The sequence below is a fragment of the Marinobacter sp. UBA2688 genome, from assembly GCF_002352785.1.
Lineage (GTDB): Bacteria > Pseudomonadota > Gammaproteobacteria > Pseudomonadales > Oleiphilaceae > Marinobacter > Marinobacter salarius.
This window is the reverse complement of the sequence record NZ_DELU01000010.1, coordinates 88,198-109,747: the sequence shown is the minus strand read 5'-3', so window position 1 is coordinate 109,747 and position 21,550 is coordinate 88,198. Positions and strand designations below refer to the sequence as shown.

23 protein-coding genes and 1 pseudogene are annotated in these 21,550 nt (G+C 54.3%); 14 read left to right on the top strand and 10 right to left on the bottom strand.

Going from position 1 to position 21,550, the window contains the following annotated elements:
* Window positions 1-40: 40 nt before the first annotated feature.
* The 3 genes from B3M52_RS05295 to B3M52_RS05285 form a co-directional block, all read right to left on the bottom strand.
* Window positions 41-271, bottom strand: a complete 231-nt coding sequence (locus B3M52_RS05295; RefSeq protein ID WP_164732125.1) for a hypothetical protein — start codon at window positions 269-271, stop codon at window positions 41-43.
* Between the two features lie 9 nt (window positions 272-280).
* Window positions 281-520 (bottom strand): hypothetical protein, encoded by a 240-nt coding sequence (locus B3M52_RS05290; protein WP_286749056.1) that lies wholly within the window; start codon window positions 518-520, stop codon window positions 281-283.
* A 109-nt stretch (window positions 521-629) separates the two neighbouring features.
* Window positions 630-1,403, bottom strand: coding sequence for an SDR family oxidoreductase (locus B3M52_RS05285; RefSeq protein WP_126812751.1), 774 nt, complete (start codon window positions 1,401-1,403; stop codon window positions 630-632).
* A gap of 139 nt (window positions 1,404-1,542) precedes the next feature.
* Here B3M52_RS05285 and B3M52_RS05280 point away from each other — a divergent pair, with 139 nt between their 5' ends.
* From B3M52_RS05280 to B3M52_RS05260, 5 genes are all read left to right on the top strand, one after another.
* The gene (locus B3M52_RS05280) at window positions 1,543-2,454 is read left to right on the top strand and encodes a LysR family transcriptional regulator (protein ID WP_127402383.1); all 912 of its coding nucleotides are present in this window, start codon (window positions 1,543-1,545) and stop codon (window positions 2,452-2,454) included.
* A gap of 107 nt (window positions 2,455-2,561) precedes the next feature.
* Window positions 2,562-3,353 (top strand): substrate-binding periplasmic protein, encoded by a 792-nt coding sequence (locus B3M52_RS05275; protein WP_127401240.1) that lies wholly within the window; start codon window positions 2,562-2,564, stop codon window positions 3,351-3,353.
* A 52-nt stretch (window positions 3,354-3,405) separates the two neighbouring features.
* Window positions 3,406-3,867: a (2Fe-2S)-binding protein gene (locus tag B3M52_RS05270; protein WP_127401242.1), complete on the top strand. Its 462-nt coding sequence runs from the start codon at window positions 3,406-3,408 to the stop codon at window positions 3,865-3,867.
* Window positions 3,864-6,197 (top strand): xanthine dehydrogenase family protein molybdopterin-binding subunit, encoded by a 2,334-nt coding sequence (locus tag B3M52_RS05265; protein ID WP_286749055.1) that lies wholly within the window; start codon window positions 3,864-3,866, stop codon window positions 6,195-6,197. The genes B3M52_RS05270 and B3M52_RS05265 overlap by 4 nt, the downstream gene beginning before the upstream one ends.
* A 2-nt stretch (window positions 6,198-6,199) precedes the next feature.
* Window positions 6,200-7,192 (top strand): XdhC family protein, encoded by a 993-nt coding sequence (locus B3M52_RS05260; protein ID WP_127402384.1) that lies wholly within the window; start codon window positions 6,200-6,202, stop codon window positions 7,190-7,192.
* A 62-nt stretch (window positions 7,193-7,254) separates the two neighbouring features.
* On the opposite strand, the gene B3M52_RS05255 is transcribed toward B3M52_RS05260, so the two are convergent.
* Window positions 7,255-7,755, bottom strand: a complete 501-nt coding sequence (locus tag B3M52_RS05255) for a lactoylglutathione lyase family protein (protein WP_127401246.1) — start codon at window positions 7,753-7,755, stop codon at window positions 7,255-7,257.
* A 93-nt stretch (window positions 7,756-7,848) separates the two neighbouring features.
* Between B3M52_RS05255 and B3M52_RS05250 the strand changes: the two genes are divergently transcribed.
* The 3 genes and pseudogenes from B3M52_RS05250 to B3M52_RS05240 all read left to right on the top strand — a co-directional run.
* Window positions 7,849-8,724: a LysR family transcriptional regulator gene (locus B3M52_RS05250; RefSeq protein WP_127401248.1), complete on the top strand. Its 876-nt coding sequence runs from the start codon at window positions 7,849-7,851 to the stop codon at window positions 8,722-8,724.
* A 125-nt stretch (window positions 8,725-8,849) separates the two neighbouring features.
* Complete coding sequence (locus B3M52_RS05245; protein ID WP_286749054.1) at window positions 8,850-9,581, top strand: SDR family NAD(P)-dependent oxidoreductase; 732 nt, start codon at window positions 8,850-8,852, stop codon at window positions 9,579-9,581.
* Between the two features lie 133 nt (window positions 9,582-9,714).
* Window positions 9,715-9,933 (top strand): annotated as a pseudogene (locus B3M52_RS05240) (DsbA family protein); the annotation flags it as partial.
* 97 nt (window positions 9,934-10,030) lie between these two features.
* Here B3M52_RS05240 and B3M52_RS05235 read toward each other — a convergent pair.
* The 4 genes from B3M52_RS05235 to ycaC all read right to left on the bottom strand — a co-directional run bounded on the left by B3M52_RS05235 (window position 10,031) and on the right by ycaC (window position 13,028).
* Entirely contained in the window at window positions 10,031-10,600 is a 570-nt protein-coding gene (locus tag B3M52_RS05235) for an NADPH-dependent FMN reductase (RefSeq protein ID WP_036207193.1), read from the bottom strand.
* 139 nt (window positions 10,601-10,739) lie between these two features.
* Entirely contained in the window at window positions 10,740-11,324 is a 585-nt protein-coding gene (locus B3M52_RS05230) for an antibiotic biosynthesis monooxygenase (protein WP_286749053.1), read from the bottom strand.
* Window positions 11,325-11,403: 79 nt separating this feature from the next.
* Window positions 11,404-12,267, bottom strand: coding sequence for a pirin family protein (locus tag B3M52_RS05225; protein WP_199448665.1), 864 nt, complete (start codon window positions 12,265-12,267; stop codon window positions 11,404-11,406).
* 146 nt (window positions 12,268-12,413) lie between these two features.
* Window positions 12,414-13,028 (bottom strand): isochorismate family cysteine hydrolase YcaC, encoded by a 615-nt coding sequence (ycaC, locus tag B3M52_RS05220; RefSeq protein WP_269400221.1) that lies wholly within the window; start codon window positions 13,026-13,028, stop codon window positions 12,414-12,416.
* 162 nt (window positions 13,029-13,190) lie between these two features.
* On the opposite strand from ycaC, the gene B3M52_RS05215 reads away from it, so the two are divergent.
* The 5 genes from B3M52_RS05215 (at window position 13,191) to B3M52_RS05195 (ending at window position 18,063) form a co-directional block, all read left to right on the top strand.
* Window positions 13,191-14,111: a LysR substrate-binding domain-containing protein gene (locus B3M52_RS05215; RefSeq protein ID WP_036207206.1), complete on the top strand. Its 921-nt coding sequence runs from the start codon at window positions 13,191-13,193 to the stop codon at window positions 14,109-14,111.
* 111 nt (window positions 14,112-14,222) lie between these two features.
* Complete coding sequence (locus B3M52_RS05210) at window positions 14,223-14,915, top strand: substrate binding domain-containing protein (protein WP_081899276.1); 693 nt, start codon at window positions 14,223-14,225, stop codon at window positions 14,913-14,915.
* 714 nt (window positions 14,916-15,629) lie between these two features.
* A complete protein-coding gene (locus B3M52_RS05205; protein ID WP_286749049.1) occupies window positions 15,630-16,655 on the top strand; it encodes a lipid A deacylase LpxR family protein in 1,026 nt (341 codons plus the stop codon).
* 118 nt (window positions 16,656-16,773) lie between these two features.
* Window positions 16,774-17,097 (top strand): thioredoxin, encoded by a 324-nt coding sequence (gene trxA / locus B3M52_RS05200; RefSeq protein ID WP_126812730.1) that lies wholly within the window; start codon window positions 16,774-16,776, stop codon window positions 17,095-17,097.
* 18 nt (window positions 17,098-17,115) lie between these two features.
* Window positions 17,116-18,063, top strand: a complete 948-nt coding sequence (locus B3M52_RS05195; RefSeq protein WP_007152207.1) for a LysR family transcriptional regulator — start codon at window positions 17,116-17,118, stop codon at window positions 18,061-18,063.
* A 124-nt stretch (window positions 18,064-18,187) separates the two neighbouring features.
* On the opposite strand, the gene B3M52_RS05190 is transcribed toward B3M52_RS05195, so the two are convergent.
* Window positions 18,188-18,514 (bottom strand): rhodanese-like domain-containing protein, encoded by a 327-nt coding sequence (locus tag B3M52_RS05190; RefSeq protein WP_085680664.1) that lies wholly within the window; start codon window positions 18,512-18,514, stop codon window positions 18,188-18,190.
* Window positions 18,515-18,589: 75 nt separating this feature from the next.
* Window positions 18,590-19,747, bottom strand: a complete 1,158-nt coding sequence (locus tag B3M52_RS05185) for a hypothetical protein (RefSeq protein ID WP_151982189.1) — start codon at window positions 19,745-19,747, stop codon at window positions 18,590-18,592.
* 70 nt (window positions 19,748-19,817) lie between these two features.
* On the opposite strand from B3M52_RS05185, the gene B3M52_RS05180 reads away from it, so the two are divergent.
* The gene (locus tag B3M52_RS05180) at window positions 19,818-21,533 is read left to right on the top strand and encodes a protein adenylyltransferase SelO (protein WP_151982191.1); all 1,716 of its coding nucleotides are present in this window, start codon (window positions 19,818-19,820) and stop codon (window positions 21,531-21,533) included.
* The last annotated feature ends 17 nt before the right edge of the window (window positions 21,534-21,550 follow it).

Below are 21,550 nucleotides of genomic sequence, written 5' to 3'. Positions count from 1 at the left end.
GCTATCAACCCAAAATGAAAAGAAGATGGTGTTTATGCCGCTAATCGCTGTCAGCGCGAAACACAGCGCCACTATGAAGTACTGGATACGCATTTTTGGCAATTTCACCCAGTAACCGGATGCCGGCGATACGTTCGTTGGTGGGTTGCTCTATCGGTTGTCGGACCTGGATATAACCGCTGCCGGTCTTGAAGCGTTGGGCGAAGACCCGGAGCAACTTGAAGACATACTGACCTTTGCCAGCGCCTGTCGTGCGCACGCGGTGACTCATGCAGGCGCCTTATAGCTTTCTCGCAAAGATGACTGCGGTCAGTGCCGGCACGCCGAAAACGAACAAGAAGATAGGCAGTTCCGCCATAAAGGAGTATCCGGCATGAAGGATCCCAACCCCCATGTTTACCGCTGCGCACAGGAACCAGGCAACAATGTAGAGGGGCAAAACAGATTTGAACGTCCGGCCCGTAGTCCGGGTGACAATGATCGCAACAGCCAGAAGAGCGAAACCACCCAGAATAATCATTAAGGTATGCATTAATTGAGTCCTCTAGTACTGGTATATGGCGAGTGAAGAGAATGAGGTCGACAGTAGGTTAAGGAGGCGGTAACACCGCCTCCTCTTGGTTGTCCGATTACTTGGTAGTATAGCCACCGTTCACTAAAATGGTTTGCCCCGTCATCCACCATCCTTCGGATACCATGAATCGCACATAGGGGACGATATCCTCGATTTCTGTTAGCCCAGACTTGGAGAACGACGAAAGGGCGGCTGCCGTTTTGTGAAACGCTACAGCATCGTCGCTTTCTGCTGGGTAGAAAAAAGGTGTATCCATTGGGCCGGGACCAATGGCGGTCACTGAAATGCCGCGTTCCCCAAATTCTTTGGAGGCGGCCCGGGTAAAGTGTTCCACTGGCGCTTTCATACCCGCATATGCCGCATAGAAAGGTGTGTAGGCGCCCAACAGAGAGGTCACTAACGTGCAGATCTTTCCATTGTCATTGAGGTATTTCCCCGCCTCTTTCAGGAAAAAGAATGCGGACTTCGAGTTAATCGCACTCATGGCGTCGTATTCTTGCTCGCTGATTTCTACCATGGGCTTCTTCAACACCATGCCTACGGTATTGATCGCAATATCCGGCTTGCCGAAAGTCGCCTCGGTGTCTGCAAATAGCTTTTCGACATTGTCAGCCTTGGTCAAATCCTGTTGAAAGATCGCAGCTTCAGCCCCTGCGGCACGAACCTTAGAGGCCGTTTCTTCGGCCGCTGCCTTTGTTGAATCACTGTTGTAATGAATAACGATGGCTTTCGCTTTATGGGCGGCAAGGTCCTCTGCCAGGAGCCCGCCCAGGTTCTTGGCGCCACCGGCTATGAGCACTACTTTGCCTTCAATGCTGTTTCGAGACATTGTCTTTATCCCTTGCTGTGTGTTTTTCGATTGGCGGATGCTTCCCGCCAGGTTCACAATCAGGTTAGGCTGTAGGTTATCCTGAATAAATAATGCATTTAGAACAGCAGTTGTCGAAAAACACGAACAATTGGATGGTATGGACAGGATTCGGCAAGTACAGGTTTTTATCCAGGTTATGGAAAGCGGGAATTTCACGCGCGCGGCTGAAGCACTGAGCATTCCCCGCTCGACCGTATCTACGACTATCCAGGCCTTGGAGGATCGGCTGGAAGCCCAACTATTGCAGCGTACGACCCGGCAAGTTGTGCCCACTCACGATGGGTTGCAGTTTTTCGAGGCTGCACAAACGCTTGTAGAGGCTTTTGAGGCGGCAGAATCGATATTTCGTCAAAGCCCCCAACAGGCAGAAGGGCGCTTGCACGTAGATATCCCGAGCCGTATCGGGCGTCGTATCGTTATTCCGGCATTGCCTGAGTTTCTGAAGCAGAATCCAAGGGTAAAACTGGAATTCAGTATGAACGACCGAATCATCAACATGCTGACGGAGGGCGTGGATTGTGTGGTCAGGGTCGGACACCTCCCAGACTCCGAGCTGGTATGCAGAAAATTGGGTGATATCGAAGTCATAAACTGTGCCAGTCCGATTTATCTAGCGCAGCATGGTACGCCGATGTCTCTAGACGACATGGGTGGCCACATTCTTGTCAACTACGCGGTCAATCTGCCAGCGTTAGCGGCAGAATGGGAATACGTGGAGGACGGTCGGCAACGGGTAATGAAAATGCAGAGTGCGATTACCGTGGATAACGCAGAGGCCTATATCGCCAGTGCAAAGGCAGGTATTGGCATTATTCAGGTTCCAAAATTTGACGTTCAGGATGATCTTGAAAGCGGGGACCTGGTACAGATTCTCGAAGCCTATAAAGCACCCTCCTTACCTATATCGTTGTTGTATCCGAGCCGTCGAAATCTGCCGTTGAGATTACGTGTGTTCCAGAGCTGGGTAACGGAATTGTTATCAAAATATGGTTTGTGGAGGGACGGTTAATGACGTCCAGCTTCGGTTAGTGTTCGTCACAATTGTCTATACTTATCAGACTATAAGAACGGCGATGACTGCCGTTTCCGAACCAAAAGCGTAGTGGGGCGCCTTTCATGCAGCGTGCAGTATCAGTTGCCATACATTATGGAGTTGTCGCGGTGTTGCTGGTGTCCTTTGGAGCTATTAGCCACGCGGCTGCACCAACGTCAACGGTAAAAATCTGTTATGAGTCCTGGGCTCCCTACATCTTTAAGGATCACGAGGGAGAGATGCGCGGCATTGCCGTGGAACTGATGAATACAGCCCTTAGTGATCTGGAGTTGGAAGCCACTTACGAGGAACTACCGTTCAAACGCTGCGTATCCGAGGTCCAGTCAGGCGCATCGGACGTTGCCATGCCAGTAACGGAAGGGCGGAGCTATCTACTGCACTCACGGACGGTGTTCGCTCACTGGACGTTGGCTGCGATCGTACCTGAGAGTCTATCCATTGAAGAGCCGGTAACTCTGGAGAAGCTGAACGACGTTAGCGTGCTTATTATCAGCGGCTATGTATACCCGGAAAATATTGCACGCTGGGCAGAAACCCATCCGGATATTACAGACATAACCTATTCCGCTGATGGCGAAGGGACGGTGCCTTTCCGCATGCTCGAATTCGGGCGGGCCGACGTATTCATTGAGGACAATTTCTGGAGCGCCAATCTGATTCAAGATCACGATCTGTCGCTTCGCGTTCTGGAACCCGCACTGGGTTCCGCTGTCAGTGTTGCCGGTTATCGCAAGGAACTTACAGGTCTGCGCGATGACATTGACCGTATCCTGGAGACACGAGGACAGTCTTTCAGGGATGAGCTGTTTACGAAGTACACCGGTTATACCGAGTCGTTTTTCTCCGGTCAGTAAACTCAAGCTTCCCGATAAAGCAAACCTAACAACATGGTGATGGGAGAGACCAATGGTCAACCTGAGGATAAACGGACAAGAGCACGAGCTGGACGTTCCGGATAATATGCCCCTGCTGTGGGCTATTCGGGACGTTGTGGGGATGAAAGGCACCAAGTTTGGATGCGGTATCGCGCAGTGCGGTGCCTGCACCGTTCACCTTGATGGGGTAGCGACCCGGTCCTGTGTAATGCCCGTTTCTGCCGCCAAAGGTGAAATCACAACGATCGAGGCCATGTCTGATGACGCGGTTGGCCAAAAAGTCCAGCAGGCCTGGCTGGACCTGGGTGTGGCCCAGTGTGGTTACTGCCAGGGCGGCCAGATCATGAATGCCACAGCTCTGCTGAAGAAAACACCGGAACCGGAAACCCAGGAAATCATTGATGCCATGGCGGGCAACCTCTGCCGGTGTGGCACCTACAATCGCATTCTGGCGGCCATTGAGCGGGCTGCGGACAAGGAGGTGAGCTCATGAGCCAATCCGACGACACACTGCTGCTTGCGAATGTCAGCCGCCGCGGTCTTCTCAAAGGGTTGGCCGGAGCCTCTGCGCTCCTGCTCGCAGCCCGATGGGATATTGGGCTGGCCAATGAACAGGCTCAATTCGGGGCCGGGGCCATGCCGGGGGGCTGGGTAGACAACCCGAATGTGTTTATCCATATCGACGCCAACGGCCTTGTCACCATCGTCAACAACCGTGCCGAAATGGGGCAGGGTATTCGCACCAGCCTGGTTATGGTGGCCGCGGATGAACTGGGCGCAGACTGGGACCGGGTTCGCGCGGAACAGGCAGACGGCGATCAGGATAAGTTTGGCAACCAGAATACCGATGGTTCCCGCAGCATGCGTCACTGGTACGACCCCATGCGCCGTGCGGCCGCTGCTGCCAGGCTGATGCTTGAGCAGGCAGCGGCCAATCAATGGGGTGTATCGGTCGACCAAGTAAGGGCGGATGTTCATAAGGTTGTTCATCCTGCCACTGGACGTGAACTCGGCTTTGGCCAGCTCGCAGAAGCCGCACGGGAGCTGGACGTTCCTGGCCGGGACGGGTTGGTTCTGAAATCTGATAGTGAGCTGCGTTTCATTGGCAAGGAATCCGGCCTGATCAATGGCGAGCTAAAATCCATGCACCCCAAAGCAATCGATGGTGAAGACATTGTTACCGGCAAGGCGATTTTTGGCGCCGATGTGGATCTGGAAAACACCCTCTATGCGGTGGTGGCCAGGCCACCGGTCTATGGCGCGACGGTGAAGAGTGTCGATGACAGTGAGGCCCTGAAGATCAGAGGTGTTAAGAAAACTGTACGCATTGATGGCACGGGCCAGCCTGCGGCATTTAATCCGCTCGGGGGTGTTGCAGTAGTAGCCACTAACACCTGGGCTGCCATGGAAGGCCGCAGAGCTTTGAAGATAGAGTGGGACAATACTCCGGCCGGTAACAACGCCGATTACACATCGGATACTTACCGTGAATCTCTGGAAAAAGCGGCGCAATCGCCGGGCAAGGTTATACGCCAGTCCGGTGATGTTGAGGCCGCTTTGAAAGAAGCCAATAAGCGGGTGTCAGCCACCTACTACATGCCCCATATGGCTCAGGCTCCCATGGAGCCCCCCGTCGCCGTGGTTCGCGTAAGCGGGGGCAAAGCCGAGGCCTGGGCGCCAGTGCAGAACCCCAGGGCGACGCGAGAAGGCATCGCCGGGCTTCTGGAGATCGACCTGGAAAACGTGACCGTTCATCAAACCCTGCTGGGTGGCGGTTTTGGCCGTAAATCGAAGCCAGACTTCGTGATTGAGGCCGCTCAAGTGGCCAAGGCCTTTGAAGGGCAGCCCATCAAACTGCAGTGGTCCCGTGAGGACGACATTCAGCATGCCTACTTCCATGCGGTTTCTGTGGATCACCTGGATGCGGGCCTCGATGCCGATGGCAGAGCGACCAGTTGGCGCCACCGTACTCTGTCTCCCAGCATTGCATCGCTGTTTGCCCCGGATCCAAAACACAAGGGGAGCTTTGAGCTGGGCATGGGGTTTAACACCATGCCATTCAGCATTCCCGCTATCCGTTTGGAGAACCCGCCAGCACCGGCCCATGTCCGCATTGGGTGGTTCCGCTCGGTGTACAACCTACCGCATGCGTGGGCCATCCAGAGCTTTGCCCACGAAATGTCAGTAGCGGCCGGCAAGGATCATCGCGATTACGTGCTGGACCTGTTGGGGCCAAGGCGTGAGGTTCACAATCTCACGGTGGGCGATGGTTGGAACTACGGTGAAGATCCGGAGATGTATCCAATTGATGTAGGCCGCATGCGCCGGGTCATTGAGCGTGCCACCGAAGAAGCGGGTTGGGGAAAGGAAACAGCAAAGGGGCGTGGCCTGGGTCTTGCCTTCCACCACAGCTTTGTTTCCTACACCGCCGTCGTCTTTGACGTGGAAGTGGATGATAACGGGCAAGTGACCATTCACCGCGCTGATATTGCCTTTGATTGTGGGCCGCAGGCTAACCCCGAGCGAATCCGGTCACAAATGGAGGGTTCCTGCGTGATGGGAATCGGCATTGCCCTGCAAAATGAGGTGACGTTCCAGGATGGAGTCGCTCAACAAAGCAACTTCGACAGATACTTGTTACCGCGAATGCCAAATGCGCCGAAAATGGTCCGGGTGCACCTGATTGATAATCCCGATGACGCCATGGGCGGTGTGGGCGAGCCGGGATTGCCACCGGTCGCCCCGGCACTGTGCAACGCTATCTATGCGGCCACAGGAAAACGCATCCGCCGTCTTCCCGTTGGTGATCAGTTGAGTGCATGACCATGCAAAGTCTGGATGCTCGGGTAGTGGAGCAGGCGATCGAATGGCTGGGGAGTGGCCGGACGATCTGGTTGTGCACGGTGTTGTCTACCTTCGGATCATCGCCCAGGGAGCCGGGCTCACTGATGGTTGCCACCTCGGATGGACATCATGTGGGCTCGCTCTCGGGTGGTTGCGTCGAGGAAGACTTCCTCGAGCGCGTTGCCGCCGGAGAGTACGAACAACCTGCTGTTATTGTTCGTTATGGCGACCCGGGCAGCAACAGCCCGGAGAGCCCCCGTATTCGCTTGCCGTGCGGGGGCATTCTCGACGTCCTGGTGGAACGTATGGTTGCCACCGCAAAGACCCGGGATCACCTTGAGCGGATTCAGCAGGCCCTGTCCGGCCAAAATGAAATCGCACGACATATCAGATTGACGGATGCAGTGTGGTGGCTGTCCGATGCTGAACCCACGGGGCCGCGGGTGTTGCAAAATGAAACCGAAGAGACGGTGACGGTTCGTATTGGCCCCGTCGCCAAGCTAATTCTTGCCGGCTATTCAACGGTATCAGAGGCCTGTGCACAGTTCGCCTTAAGCCTTGGTTATGAGGTGGTGCTGTGTGACCCACGGGAGGAAGTCACCAATGGCATGAGCCTGCCGCCGGGTGTTGAGTTTGTGCCCCAACTGCCGTCGCTGTATATCGCTTCGCCTGGTGCTTGCACGCCCTCCACGGCGATAGTCGCCGCAACCCATGACCCCCGCATTGATGATCTGGCCATGATGGCTGCTGTCAAAACCTCGGCAAGCTACATTGGTGTGATGGGCTCTGTTCGTACTTCCCAGGCCCGATCCGAACGACTTCGTCGGACTGGTGGCCTGTCAAAGGAAGACGTTGAGCGGATCCACATGCCCATCGGACTCAACCTCGGCAGTAAAACCCCTTCTGAAATTGCACTGGCCATCGTTGCGGACATGGTGCGTGTCAGGCGAGGGCGTTCGCGTGTCGAACTGTGAGCGCCCTTGCTCACACCTAGGTTAACGAAAGGTCGGTGGGTCATTGCCCACCGAATACCGGATTACTCGTAAGCGCCTGCGGAGTAAGTCAGCTCGTAACTGTGGCTGTAGATCTCGAGAATGTTTCCGAACGGATCTTCCATGTAAACCATGCGGTAGGGCTTTTCGCCGGGGAAGTATTCACGAACTGGCATGCGCTGTTTACCGCCTGCCGCAACGATTTTCTCTGCAAGGCCTTCCACGTCCGGGTCCTGGACACAAAAGTGAAACACGCCGGTTTTCCAGTACTCGAAGTTGTCTTCCGGCTTTTCTGCGTTGTTGAATTCAAAGATTTCCACACCAATCCGGTCGCCGGTGGAAAGGTGAGCAATCCGGAAAGAGCCCCAGCCTGCACCAAACACATCGGTACACATAACTCCAATGGGGCTGTCATCTTCCTCAATAGTGGTTTGCGGCATGATCAGGTACCAGCCCATTACTTCTGTATAGAACTTCACAGCGGCATCAAGGTCGGTCACCGAAATCCCGATATGGGAAAAACTGCGTGGGTAAGTGGTGCTCATGGTTCTTCTCCTCTGGAAAGTGTAGAACCAGAGTAAGCGGCAATTGCTATAATATAAACAGGTCATTGCTTATCAAATCAATAAGAGTTTCTTATGCTTAATCCCCAATGGTTACGTTCGTTCGTTGTACTTGCAGACGTCGGCAGTTTTACCCGGACAGCCGACCAGCTCGGCTTGACCCAGGCAGCCGTCAGTCAGCATGTAAGACATCTTGAAGCACAGCTGGGGACCCTGGTGATACGGCAACCTCGACGGATGGATTTAACACCGGCCGGCCACGCACTCCTGGCGTATTGTGATGAGATGGAACAGGCCGATATGCGCTTACGCCTGCGAATGTCGGAAGGCGATAAAACAAAAGGTGAGCTCAGTCTTATCACGCCGGGGAGCTGCGGCTTGCTGCTATACCCACTGTTGCTCGATCTGCAGGAGCAGCATCCTGATTTGGTGGTCCGTCATCGATTTGCACCGGATACGGAAATATTGGATGCGGTCTTGGGTAAACGCTATGAGATCGGCTTGGTTACGGCAAAGCCTGACGATCCCCACTTGACGTCCTCCCACTTCGCCGGAGAGCCACTGGAACTGATTGTGCCGGCAGGGCAATCGGTATCGAGCTGGGCGGATTTGGAGCGATTAGGCTATATCGACCACCCTGATGGCCGGGCCATGGCAACGCGCCTGTTGAGCCGCTGCTTTCCGGGGGAGCCTGGAATCCGCAATATTCCGGTGCGCGGTTTTGTTAATCAGGTAGGCTTAATTCTCGAACCCGTAGCCAGGGGCATGGGCTTTACCGTACTACCGCAGTACGCGAGGCAGGCCTTTGCCCGACACAGCGAAATCAAGGTTATGACGCTTGAAAGGGACGTGGTGGATTCGCTCTGGATGATCTCCCGGGCGGAATGGCCCCTGTCTGCGCGCGCTCGCTATGCCATGGAATATCTGAGGCAACAATTGGGAGATCGGTGACGACAACCAAGAAAGCCAAAAGACGTAACCATTGGTTGTGATTGGCATACATTTAATCGATTTTAGCTACGCTATTAGGTGGGATACGTTTTTACCAGCATCACAACGGAATAAGGGGAAGGAACATGGGCACGACCGACAAACCCATTGCGCTGGTGGTTGGGGCTGGTGATCATTTAGGGTCGGCGATCGCACACCGATTTGCCAGGGAAGGATTCCATCTCGTGGTAACCCGTCGCCGGGGAGATCTGGAAAAGCTCGGTCGTGAAATCAGCGACATAGGGTCCACGGCAACGGCAATTCATTCCGACGCCCGTGATGAGACGCAAGTAACGGAGCTGATCAATCGGGTGGAATCAGAGTTGGGCCCTATACGGGTTGCTATCTTCAACGTTGGTGGAAACGTTCGATTCGATCTCTGCGAAACAACCGCCCGGGTGTACCAGAAAGTCTGGGAGATGTGTGCGCTGGCGGGCTTTCTGGTGGGCCGGGAGGTGGCGGCGAAGATGCTGGCCCGTAGCGAGGGTACCATCCTGTTCACCGGTGCATCGGCAAGCCTGAGAGGTGGGGCCGGTTTTTCTGCCTTTGCGGGCGGCAAGCACGCGTTACGGGCCCTGGCTCAAAGCATGGCGCGGGAGCTTGGACCAAAAGGAATCCACGTAGGTCACGTTATTGTTGATGGACTGATACGAAACGAGGCGACCGCTGAGTTTCTGCCTGATCTTTATGCCAGTAAGGGGGAGGGTGGCATCATCGAGCCCGATGATCTTGCCGACATTTACTGGCATCTCCATACACAGCCCCGGTCAGCCTGGACATTCGAGCAGGATGCGCGGCCATTTTCTGAGCCCTGGTAAACCCTTCCCATCAAGAGGTAATGATGATGAGTACGAATATCGACTTTTACTATGATTTCATAAGCCCCGCGTCCTATTTCGCATGGATGCGGTTGAAGGAACTCACTGAGGGGACGGGCGCCAATATCAATTACAATCCCCGGAGGCATCGAGGGAGATCCTAACCAACGCTGGTTTTGATCCGGAACAGGTAGCGGACGCAATGGCTCAACCGCAGATAAAAACAGCGCTGATCGAGGCGACGGATGCCGCCGCCAAGAGGGGCGTGTTCGGAGCCCCCACCTTCTTCGTCAACGACGAAATGTTCTTCGGCCAGGACCGTATGGACTGGGTTAAGCGGGCGCTTGGATAACCTGGGCCGCCCTCAGCACCAACACACACCTATTGATTAGCGTCCGCAATCGGAATGCCGTGATAGGCGCATGGAGGTGCAGATTCAGCGTCTGCTCTCATCCCTTACGGATCGATTGCAAGGCACTGGCCCATTTCTCCAACTCCTCGAGCATCGCTTTCCCGGAACCTTCGTGATGCTCGCTCGCCTGGAACACCTTATTCTCATCGAGGAGGTTCCAGGGCATCTGAACCATCACGCCCTCCATCATTGGCATCATTTTCAATGTCGTTACCAACTGTTTCGCGAGTTGCGCCGAGCGCAGACCACCGGATACGCCACCGTAGCTCACAAACCCGCACGGCTTGTAGTTCCACTCGGTGTACACGTAATCCAGCGCGTTTGTGAAGGAGGGGGGAGGGCAATAGTTATACTCGGGGATAACGTAAACGTACGCATCAGCTGCATCGACGCTTTTTGACCACGCCTTGGTATGATCATGCTCGTATTTCTGTAAACGCGGATGGTTTGGTTCGTTGTAGACCGGTAGTTCAAAATCTGCCAAGTCGACAAGCTCCGACTCAAATCGTCCGTCGGCATTGGCGAATTCGTTGAACCATTTAGCGATCGATGGGCCAACCCTTCCAGGGCGCGTGCTGCAGATGATTGTTTGAAGTTTCAGCGTCATAGCAATTTCCCTCAGTGTTGTGTTCCCTAGTGTCCAAACAAGTGCGAAAGGCCGCAGGTCTTTACCATATCTTCCCGCCGGTCGTACGGCAAAACTGCCATAGAAAATCGATCTGTACCTCTGCCCCTAGCGCTGTCGACTAACGAAACAGCCAGTTTGCAACGAGTCGAACCACTCGGGGCATGATCAAATAGACCACTAGTGCGACGACAGTGGCTGCCACCAAACCATGACGCACACCCCATAACGCAAGCACTGGAAGTTGATTGAATATGGGCTGAAAGACGATTGGTACGATCAACGTGAGTGGCCAAATAACCGCTGTAGTAATGAGCCATTGCTTCCAGCGAGTAGGTTGTTTGGCTTTTGACGTGGGTGGGGTGAACCAGTAATCGATGCCGGTCTGAATCTCTACCTGTTCTTCAGAGGCCAGCGCCGGAACGATGTCGGATACCAATTCCCGCCGAACATCGGAGTTCAGCCAAGTATCGGCTTCTTCGGGTTGAGAAAAGCGCACCGCGATTTCAAAGGTGTCATGCCCTTCGGGCGGTCGTACCACATGAACGCCTTGGTGCCCGGAAAACTGGGCTGCGGCGGCAATAATCTGCCTGAGCCAGGTTTCATAGTGGTCACGGTGTCCGGGTTTCACGGTGTGCCGGATTATGATGGATCGACCAGAGCCATAGTGGATGCTTGGGGCGGCGTCTGCCTCTTGTTCGTTCATAGCGTGCTTCCCAATCTTTGATTGATTGGGGGCGACGTCCTGTCAGCCCCTCAAAAGCAGTTCATTCTCTTTACCCTTGCTAGAGAGCGCCGAATTTTCCTGATTGAAAGTCGAGCATGGCCTGTTTGATTTCTCCCTCTGTATTCATCACAAAGGGTCCATAGCCCACGACCGGCTCATCAATGGGTTCTCCACTCAACACAAGCAGCCGAGCGTCATTATTGGACTCCAGCACAATCTCTTGACCTTCTCTGTCCAGGTTCGCAAGCTCTGCCTCACGCAACACATCAGTGTCATTGATCTGAACTGAACCGTTCAGCACTGCCACCAAGGTGGTGTGGCCTTTGGGCACCGGCAAATTCACACGGGCACCAGGCTCCAGCTTAAGATCCCACACATTGATTGGCGTGAATGTGTTGGCAGGTCCTTTATGCTCAAGATACTCACCAGCAATGACTCGCAGCGCTCCACCATCATCTTCCAGGGACACACGAGGGATATCCTTATTGAGCAACGTCTGGTAAGCCGCCGGCGTGTCCTTTGCCGATGCAGGTAAGTTGACCCAGAGCTGCACCATGTTCAGCAAACCACCTTGTTCAGTGAATTGCTGTGAATGGAACTCCTCGTGCACGATTCCCGCGCCAGCGGTCATCCATTGGACGTCTCCCTCGCCAATGAGCCCACCTGCACCCGAGGTATCCCGGTGTTCCAGCTCACCGCTGTAGACCACTGTCACGGTCTCAAAGCCTCGGTGTGGATGTTGACCAACCCCCCGGGGACGTTGAGCCGGAGGAAATTCCGATGGCCCGGCGTAATCCAGTAGCAGAAACGGCGAGATATTCGATGCGCCCATGCGATCGTAGGAGAAGAGCGAACGAACCGGAAAGCCATCACCCACCCAATGACCGCGAGGGGGACCGTACGTTGTCAGAATCTTTTTCACTTTGACCTCCTAACGGGTCCATCGACCCTACGTTTTTACTGCATCAAGGTGACGATAAAACAGCGTACGGGCCCTGAATAGATAGCGATATTTCCACTTAATGTTCTATTTATGGAACGAATACCCCGCCATTGCCTCACTGCTTTTCAGGCATTGTTGTAACTGGTAATCAGGTTGCGGTAGTCAGGAATGTGGTTTGAGAACAGGGCTCCCAGTCCTTCAATATCGTTGCGCCAGTCACGGTGCAGCTCACACGCCAGCCCAAACCAGGTCATCAATTGGGCACCGGCCTGCGACATCCGGTCCCAGGCGGAATGCCGGGTCAGCTCGTTGAACGTGCCGGAGGCGTCCGTCACCACGAATACGTCATAGCCTTCGGCCAGCGCGGAGAGCGCCGGAAAAGCAACACACACTTCTGTCACGACGCCGGCGATGATCAGTTGTTTCTTTCCCGTATCTTTAACGGCCTTAACAAAATCCTCATTGTCCCAAGCGTTAATCTGCCCTGGGCGGGCGATGTAAGGGGCAGAGGGAAACTGTTCTTTCAGCTCCGGAACCAATGGGCCGTTAGGGCCAGTCTCAAAACTGGTTGTCAGAATGGTCGGAAGCCCAAAGTATTGAGCCAGGTCACCCATCGCCAATACGTTGTTCTTGAACTTGTCCGGGTCAATATCGCGGACCAAGGAGAGCAGGCCGGTCTGATGATCTACCATCAGTACCGCAGCATCGTTTTTATCGAGTCGAACATAGGGTTTGCTCATGACGTTCTCCTTTCTGGGCTTAGACGGCGCAGTGCACCGTCGTCGTTGGCCCCCTCTCCTTTGGCACTGGAAAAGGGAATAAATTTAACGATAGTTCAGCCAGGGTGGCCTGAGTAGGCACTAATTCTTATACTCAGAGTTCTATATATAGGACGATCGTATATGCAGGATCTGAACGATCTTTTTTACTTCGTGAAGGTGGTAGATCACGGCGGATTTGCGCCAGCGGGCAGGGCACTTGGGTTACCCAAATCCAAGTTGAGCCGGCGCGTGGCAGAGCTCGAGAGTCGGCTTGATACCCGACTGATTAATCGCTCACCGCGTGTCTTCACTGTTACGGAGTTGGGGAAAGAGTATTATCGCCACTGCGTGGCAATGCTGGTCGAGGCCGATGCGGCACAGGAAGTCATCGATCATTCCCGCTCCGAGCCAGTGGGTTCGATACGGGTGAGCTGCCCGCCGGGAATCATCTACTTTCTGGTGGCCCCGTTGATTATCCGGTTTATGCAGCAGTACCCGAAAGTAAAAATCGAAATGGAGGCTACGAGCCGACGGATCGACGTTGTCAGGGAGGGGTTCGATGTTGCCTTGCGAGTGAGATACCCGCCGCTCGAAGACAGTGACTTAACGATGAAAGTGCTGTCTAAAAGCCCTCAGTGCTTGATGGCCGCGCCAGAGGTGGTTGCGCAGTATCCGAAACCAATAACTCCCGATGATTTATCAAAACTTCCCAGTATCGATTTTGAGCAATGGGATGGACAGCATGTCTGGTGCCTGGATGGGCCCGCTGGTGCGTCCGTTAAAATCCATCACCAGCCACGCCTGGTCACCGATGATGTCTTTACGTTGCTCAAAGCTGCTGTGGGTGGTTTAGGTGTGGTAAAAATGCCGCTCATCGTCGGTGGGCAGGACCTGATTGACGGCAATCTCGTCAGTATTTTACCGGACTGGCGACCACGCGGAGGGATTTTCCACGCTGTTTTCCCGTCGCGCCGCGGGCTGCTTCCTGCGGTAAGAGCATTTTTGGACTTCCTGGCAGACTCACTTGAGGAAGTGGATTTCAGGCTACCGGGCGACGAATGATTTGGCGCCATTGCAGGCCGCATTAGCCGGGGACGTTACCGGGTTGGTCCGTTACCTCATTTACCCTTCGCCAGAGAAATACTGGCACAGGAGAACGCAGCCCTGGCGGCGATGGGGTTCGGCAATGAACATGTGGCTGGGACATTGAGATTGACTGCATCCAGCACGTTTGCCCAGCAGTATGTGTTACCGCTGATGCCGGAGTTTCTGGAGCTTTACCCAGGCATCAATCTGGACTTGCGACTGTCGGATATGGAGCTTGATCTTATCCAGGGAAGTTTTGACCTGGCATTGCGGGACTCGGTGCTTCCAGACAGTAATTTGAAGGCTCGTAAACTGGCAGACGACAGGCGATTGTTGTGCGCCTCCCCGGAGTACCTGGCGAAGTGGGGCACACCGAAGCATCCCGACGACCTTTGTTCCCACCAACTGATTGCGTTTAAATCCCAGGCGACCATCAACCTGATTGGCCCAGATGGTGAACAGGGTAAATTCAACCCGCGTGCGCCTGGTAACCGCCTGATCATTGATGACGGGCTAAGTTATAAGATCGCCACCATGGCAGGCGCTGGCATTGCCATGCATGCTTTATGGAGTGTTCATCGTGAACTTGCGGAGGGCACACTGGTACAGGTTCTTGGGGACTTCCGGATGGACGCAGAGCCGGCGCTCTGGCTGGTTTATCCCAAGTCTAATGTTTTAACGGCGAAGGTACGGGTCTTTATTGATTTCCTGTTGGAGCGGATTGGTAACCGTCCACCGTGGTTGGAGGGAGAGGCGGTAACGCCATCCGAAGCGGATTGACAAAAAAGCACCGTCCCTGGTGCCAAGACGCAAAGAAAGACTTATCGCTCAACCGTGGCTTTCAGGCCGCACTTCACCTCGGATAACGATGTGACCGCTGTAGGGGGCGGGTTCTGCTGAACGGCCTGCTGCATCACGGTCCTGTATCTCACCACGTATGACGAGCTGGCCGCTGTACGGGGCCGGTTGAGCGTTTTCAAAATGAGTCTCGTCCGATTTCCGATCAGCCAGGGTCGCGTGTGCAGGCAGCGCAGCAGCGGCTAAGAGTGATGTAAGGGCAACCAGTACAGTTGTACGCATAACATGTTCTCCAGTTTTGATAAGCGAAGGCTGATCTCCGTTTCGCCAATCGGCGCGAGATCAGATGGAGTGGAGTATGAGCTTGAAGAGAGGTCACGAATAATCAGGAGGCCGCATGAGTCACATCACCAAAACTGATAAATAGAGCTTTTCGGCGACTTACTTCGATGTCTCCTATCTTGACTGATTTTATCGAAATGCATGGAAATAAATTAAATACAATATGTTAAAGGACTAACTTAAATCGTTTTATAGAACCCGCCCCGCCGACAACGATGTAAACATCGCAGTACAAACACCTATTCATCAAAATACATGATGTTTTCAATATCGAGCCCTGATTAGTCGCGCAAGGCGTTCAGTTGAAAAATAGCAGCCAACTTGTTTCCGACCTATCGTCTTTCGGAGTTGGCCATGTCTCATCGTCTGCTTGTACTTTTTCTCACTGTTCTGGTTTTGTCTCCGATGGCTCATGCTGAGAACTCTGATTCTGTCATTGCGCTTTCTACGGACAATGATCTTTTTGCACCCACCCAAACCGATCGGGATTACACCGCAGGTTTGGCCATAACCTATTCCTCAAACTCGGAGGACTTCCTGGGAAATCCGGTTTCCGGAATCAGCCAAAACCTGGACAGGTTCGTGTTGTCGGGTATTGGCGCAGATATTAACGAGCCCGAAAGTGCAGCCCTGGAATTTGGCATCTACGGATTCACCCCTGAGGAAATCAAGGCGAGGGATATCGATCGGGATGATCGTCCCTACAGCAGCCTCGTTTATTTATCGTCAAGCCATAGTTACAGGACCCTGAGTGACGATTCCGGGTGGACCACCTCGATGACCGTCGGAGTGCTGGGCCTGGATGTTTTTAAATCGGGTCAGAATGCGGTTCACAAGGTGGTAGGAAGTGACCGTGCCAACGGCTGGGATCATCAGGTCTCCAATGGCGGGGAACCAACATTCCGATACTCCGCTGCCTATCATCAGTATCTGGATAAAAGCCGGCCGGACCAGCAATTCAAAGTCACGTATTTCGGGTCGGTGGGTTATTTGACTGAGTTTGGTGCCGCGCTTGTTTTTCGGGACGGGCTGATTTCCTCCCCGGACAATCGTTTCAACCCTGAGCTTATGGCTTACGGCGAACGAGCGCTGGGAGTCGCAGCCCCTGGCGGCCGGGAGCATTATTTCTGGGGCGGCGTGTCTGTTAAAGCTCGGGCCTATAATGCGTTCCTTCAAGGCCAATTCAGGCACTCCGACCACGAACTGGATGCCAACGACCTTAACGTGCTCCTGGCGGAAATCTGGGCGGGCTATACCCACAGTTTCGTCGCTGGCACCGAGTTGAGTTACGTGCTCCGGGTCCAGAGCTCCGAAATTAAGAGCGGGACCGGAAACCGCACGCTTGCGTGGGGTGGGCTGGTATTCAGTAAGCGCCTTTAACGGGCTCTATGCCAACCCATCATTGTGAGAAATGGGATCTATATGGCACTGAAATTAGTGCTATCAGCTTGGAGGACCCAGTATTGAAGGTGAGCAATTCCATTCAGGAGCAGATATTATGACGACCATTATTCATGTAACCGATGCGAATTTTGAAAAAGCGGTTGTTCAGAGCGACCGGACAGTTCTGGTTGACTTCTGGGCACCCTGGTGTGGCCCTTGCAAGACGGTAGCCCCGCTGCTTGAGGACATCGCCGATGAGTTCAGTGAGCAACTGACCGTTGCCAAGGTCAACGTGGATGATAGCCCGGAGATTACTGCAAAAATGCGTATCCGTGGCATTCCAACATTGGCCCTGTTTCAGGATGGCGATGTGATTGCCCAACATGCCGGGGCAGGGAGCCTCAGCCAGTTGAGAACGTTCGTTAAAGGGCACTTATAGTTACGCCGAGAACTTACTATGAAAACTCAAGAGCTCCAGTTGCTGTACATCTTCGATGCCATTATGACGGAGCGTTCAGTGACTCGTGCGGCGGATCGCCTGGCCATGACGCAGCCTGCGGTATCAAATGCGATTTCCAGGATGCGCCAGATCTGGAATGATCCGCTCTTTGTGCGAAAGGGCCGCAACATCGAACCCACCTCCTATGCGCTCAGCCTATGGGATCAGGTGGGTGACCCTATGTTCGCTCTGACAAACGCCGTCAGCGCTACGCAGTTTGACCCGGCCTCCGCCCGGCGGACGTTCCGCATTGCAGTAACCGACGTCATCGTCGAGATGATCTGGCGTCAGCTTATTGACTTGCTTGAGCGTGAGGCGCCGGGCGTGGACGTACACGCCGTTCCCTATACACCTGAAGGGAGCTACGACGACCTGAGATCAGCTCACGTTGACCTCGCGATTGGCGTGCTTAACCAGCACGATTACAGTTTGCGGAGTACCTGGCTTCTTGATAGCGGATTTGTTCTCGCAATGCGGGCAGACCACCCGCTGGCAGGCCGGCAAATCACCATGGAAGAGTTTCTGGAAGCCCGGCATCTGTTGGTCACCATGTCGGGCGACGCACACGGTTCTGTTGACAGTTATCTTGATCAAAAAGGGCAGAGCAGGCGTATCGCCGCAACAATGAACCATTTTGCGTCCGTTCCTCAAGTGTTAAGGGAGTCCAATCTCATCGCGGCCGTTCCTGAGCTAATCAGCCAGGATTGCGGATTCGTCGATGGGTTATGGATGGGGGAGCTACCCTTCGATGTAGATCCAACCAGCCTCTACCTCATCTGGCACGCACGCCATGATAGAGAACCGGGGATTATCTGGATCAGGAATCATATCGAAAGACTGCTCCAGGCTCGCTGGCACGACATCATGACCAATTCGCCCTGTGGCCGGCACCTGAAGGCGGTCTAGACCTGATATGCACCAGCGCCGAACGACATCACCGTCGGATTAGGCCGAAGCATGTGCGTATGTCATAAAAAAGGCTGCCCCTGTTGGGCAGCCCTTGAGATTCATCCCTCACTACTGCAACCAGTCAAGCGGCACGTTTCCGGTTAAACCAGTCCTCGGTGCCGCCTTCATAGTCGTAGACTTCCGTAAAGCCGGCATCTTCCAGCTTCTTGGCAGCCTTGGGAGAAGCATCACATTCGAAGTTCGCGCAGTAGACAACGATTTTCCGATCTTTGCTGCCGGTAACTGCCTCGACCTGTTCCAAAAAGGACGGTTCCTCCACAGGAACACTGATGGATGTGCGGATATGTTCTCGGTTGAAGGCATCCCTCGGCAGGACATTGATGAGCACAAAATCTTCGTGCTCGGTTTCGTTCATCTGTTTGAGGTCGTCACGGCTAATACTCTTCATAGCGTTTCTCCTTCGTTAAGGAAATGGCTACCTCACTATCTGACTGTGATGGTTTGAGACGCGATTTCAAGGTCGTTAGCGGCCATCCTCCCGATAGAAAGCACGGCTTTTCTCGTAAACGGCCGCCATATCAATCAGGACAAAGCCCAGCTCCGATTCATGCAGGAAGAAGGTGTAAGTCTCTTCTGAGGGAAGGCTCTGCCAATATTCAGGGATATTGCTTTCCCGTTGGTCGATCGCAGGGTAATGCGAATGTTCAAAGTAGCCGGTTTCAGTGTTGTCGTAGGCAACGGACAGTGGTTCGGGGGATACCACCAACGCGTACCGCTGAAGACCGGGATAGGTAGCGGCGAAGGCGATGATACAGAGCAGGGCAGCAAGGCCGAAGCGCTCTGCTCGGGGAGCACCTTTACCCAGTTGAACCCCCAAAACACCGAGCAGCAGCCCGGTTGAAATGAATGGCCAAAGTGGCAAGTCACCAATCACGAGATAGTTGGTGAGCAGTACGTAGTCAACGAGAGCATAGGTGCCGAGCACAGCCAGCAGAATTAGCTGTAGCACCATGCCTTTGTGTTTCAATAAGTTGAAATGGTTGGCCAATGGCCCGGTTCGATCAGTTTGGGTTGACGTAAAGTCCACGTTGCCGGTGATTCCGGACAGAGCTTTGACAAGAGGGGCCTCGGTAATGATGGATTCCAATCTCGCCTTGGGCTTTCCAAAGGCGCTGCCCATGCCGATACGGTGATCCGGGTGGCCCTCTCTCAAAAAATGGTAGGGTTGCAGACGATAGGTCCGCCTGTCGGTAACGAGACTGAGTTTTGACTGCTGAAGTGCCTGAGCCATATTCCGGAATCCCGTAACGGCGGTCAGCTCAACTTTCCGGATCGCATTTAACGGAATGCGGTGGTCTCCGGTGGTGAATCCCATTAGCCCGAGGCCGGTCAACCGCGGGATGTGAATCGTCAGATTCTCGCTGTCCAGTTCCAGCCAGACCCGGCGATTAACAAACGCCACGACGCAACCCAGCAGCAGACACAACGCAATTAGGTGCAGTTCGAAAGGCACGTTACCGTGTTCGTCCAGGTATAGTTGGCTGAAGTCCAGTTCACCGAGGTTGGGCAGTGCCAATAGCAGCAGACTTCCAAGCAAAATCGTCAGCAAGGCTCCGATTGTTGCAAACAGGTGGCTGGGTTTGAGAATGCTGGCAGAGTAACGAAAGCGCTGTTTACCCATGGTTCAATGTCGTCCCTGAATCTGTATCCGTGAGTTAGAAGTGTATGATAGATAAAGAGGAGTCCCTATTATGTTAACGCGACATCATTTGGAAATGCCTACAACGGTCGCGACCCTCGACGATCTCGCACCGCTGGCAGACTATTCACTCATGGACACGCTCAACTGCGACCCTGAGGGGAAAGCAAACGGAGCTGATCACGCGCCAAGACAAGTCTTCTCGGGCCACTATGTTCCGGTTAGCCCCACGCCCATCGAAAACCCCGAATACGTCGCCCATGGGAAAAACCTGTTTCACGAACTGGGTTTCGCCGACAGCATGGCGCAGTCCAGCGACTTCATCCGTATGTTCTCCGGCGACTTGTCGCATGTTCCGGAGCCTCTGCGCAACGTGGGGTGGGCGTGTGGCTACGCACTTTCCATCTACGGCACCGAATTCTACCAACAATGCCCGTTCCAGACTGGCAATGGCTACGGCGACGGCCGCGCGATTTCCGTGCTCGAGGCTGTCATCAACAAGCAGCGCTGGGAAATGCAGTTAAAAGGGGCAGGGCGCACGCCCTACTGCCGCGGCGCAGACGGCCGGGCAGTTCTGCGCTCCAGTGTGCGGGAGTTCCTGGCCCAAGAGCATATGCACGCGCTGGGCGTTCCCACGTCACGGTCTCTGAGTCTGTACGTGTCGACAACCGAGAAAGTCAGGCGCCCCTGGTATTCGGAGGGTTCACGCTCGGTAGATCCCGATATTCTCGTATCCGAGCCAGTGGCCATCTCGACACGTGTTGCACCTTCGTTCATTCGGGTAGGGCAGCTGGAGCTCTTTAGTCGTCGTGCCCGCAAGCAGGAACACCCGCAGGCGATGGAGGAGCTCGAGAGGATCGTATTGCACCTGATTGATCGCGAGTACGATGACGTTATCGATCGGTCGCGGACCACAGCTGAAAAAGTGGTGTCGCTCGCACATGAGTTCCGCAGACGACTGACCTCGCTTGTCGCCAACTGGATCCGTGTTGGCTACTGCCAGGGTAACTTCAACAGCGACAACTGTGCCGCGGGCGGCTTCACGCTCGACTATGGACCCTTCGGGTTCTGCGATGTGTTTGATCCGCAGTACCAGCCATGGACGGGCGGGGGAAATCACTTCGCGTTCCTCAACCAACCAGCAGCAGTCGAACGCAATTTCTACTCGTTCTGTTCGGCGGTTCGGCCTTTGTTGGCAGGGCATCCAGAGTGTCTACAGCAGCTGGAGGACATTCAAAGTGATTTCCCAAAGGTGATGCAGGCGCAAATGGAGACGATGTGGGCGGCCAAACTCGGACTCGACGCGTTTGACGCGGCTTTATTCCGCGAGCTGGCAACACTGATGATGCAGACGCCTGTTGATTACACAATGTTCTTCCGGGAACTCTCATCGTTGCCAGATGACATTGAGCCGCTTAAGAAAAGCTTCTACAAAGGCTCGACCTATGCTGCAGATCCCGAAGGGCTAGACAAGCGTTGGTCAGCGTGGCTCACAAATTGGCAATCGCTGATTCAGCCTGGCACGCCTGAGGAGCTTTCCAGTCAGATGAAGCTCGTTAACCCGAAGTACAGCTTGAGAGAGTGGTTCGTTGTGCCCGCCTATCAGCAAGCGGCAGAGGGTAATTACGCTTTGCTGCGAGAACTGCAGGACGTGATGACGCAGCCGTACGCTGAGCAATCAGAGGCAGTAGAGAAAACATACTACAGGCTGAAGCCGCTGGAGCTCTTTGAGGTTGGCGGTTGTTCGCATTACAGCTGCTCGTCGTGACGGGTTTCCGCGCAGCC

Excerpts from the sequence above, each read along its gene's own strand:
- B3M52_RS05295 (WP_164732125.1), bottom strand. The coding sequence starts at position 271 with ATGAGTCACCGCGTGCGCACGACAGGCGCTGGCAAAGGTCAGTATGTC.
- B3M52_RS05290 (WP_286749056.1), bottom strand. The coding sequence starts at position 520 with ATGATTATTCTGGGTGGTTTCGCTCTTCTGGCTGTTGCGATCATTGTC.
- B3M52_RS05285 (WP_126812751.1), bottom strand. The coding sequence starts at position 1,403 with ATGTCTCGAAACAGCATTGAAGGCAAAGTAGTGCTCATAGCCGGTGGC.
- B3M52_RS05280 (WP_127402383.1), top strand. The coding sequence starts at position 1,543 with ATGGACAGGATTCGGCAAGTACAGGTTTTTATCCAGGTTATGGAAAGC.
- B3M52_RS05275 (WP_127401240.1), top strand. The coding sequence starts at position 2,562 with ATGCAGCGTGCAGTATCAGTTGCCATACATTATGGAGTTGTCGCGGTG.
- B3M52_RS05270 (WP_127401242.1), top strand. The coding sequence starts at position 3,406 with ATGGTCAACCTGAGGATAAACGGACAAGAGCACGAGCTGGACGTTCCG.
- B3M52_RS05265 (WP_286749055.1), top strand. The coding sequence starts at position 3,864 with ATGAGCCAATCCGACGACACACTGCTGCTTGCGAATGTCAGCCGCCGC.
- B3M52_RS05260 (WP_127402384.1), top strand. The coding sequence starts at position 6,200 with ATGCAAAGTCTGGATGCTCGGGTAGTGGAGCAGGCGATCGAATGGCTG.
- B3M52_RS05255 (WP_127401246.1), bottom strand. The coding sequence starts at position 7,755 with ATGAGCACCACTTACCCACGCAGTTTTTCCCATATCGGGATTTCGGTG.
- B3M52_RS05250 (WP_127401248.1), top strand. The coding sequence starts at position 7,849 with ATGCTTAATCCCCAATGGTTACGTTCGTTCGTTGTACTTGCAGACGTC.
- B3M52_RS05245 (WP_286749054.1), top strand. The coding sequence starts at position 8,850 with ATGGGCACGACCGACAAACCCATTGCGCTGGTGGTTGGGGCTGGTGAT.
- B3M52_RS05235 (WP_036207193.1), bottom strand. The coding sequence starts at position 10,600 with ATGACGCTGAAACTTCAAACAATCATCTGCAGCACGCGCCCTGGAAGG.
- B3M52_RS05230 (WP_286749053.1), bottom strand. The coding sequence starts at position 11,324 with ATGAACGAACAAGAGGCAGACGCCGCCCCAAGCATCCACTATGGCTCT.
- ycaC (WP_269400221.1), bottom strand. The coding sequence starts at position 13,028 with ATGAGCAAACCCTATGTTCGACTCGATAAAAACGATGCTGCGGTACTG.
- B3M52_RS05215 (WP_036207206.1), top strand. The coding sequence starts at position 13,191 with ATGCAGGATCTGAACGATCTTTTTTACTTCGTGAAGGTGGTAGATCAC.
- B3M52_RS05210 (WP_081899276.1), top strand. The coding sequence starts at position 14,223 with ATGGGGTTCGGCAATGAACATGTGGCTGGGACATTGAGATTGACTGCA.
- B3M52_RS05205 (WP_286749049.1), top strand. The coding sequence starts at position 15,630 with ATGTCTCATCGTCTGCTTGTACTTTTTCTCACTGTTCTGGTTTTGTCT.
- trxA (WP_126812730.1), top strand. The coding sequence starts at position 16,774 with ATGACGACCATTATTCATGTAACCGATGCGAATTTTGAAAAAGCGGTT.
- B3M52_RS05195 (WP_007152207.1), top strand. The coding sequence starts at position 17,116 with ATGAAAACTCAAGAGCTCCAGTTGCTGTACATCTTCGATGCCATTATG.
- B3M52_RS05190 (WP_085680664.1), bottom strand. The coding sequence starts at position 18,514 with ATGAAGAGTATTAGCCGTGACGACCTCAAACAGATGAACGAAACCGAG.
- B3M52_RS05185 (WP_151982189.1), bottom strand. The coding sequence starts at position 19,747 with ATGGGTAAACAGCGCTTTCGTTACTCTGCCAGCATTCTCAAACCCAGC.
- B3M52_RS05180 (WP_151982191.1), top strand. The coding sequence starts at position 19,818 with ATGTTAACGCGACATCATTTGGAAATGCCTACAACGGTCGCGACCCTC.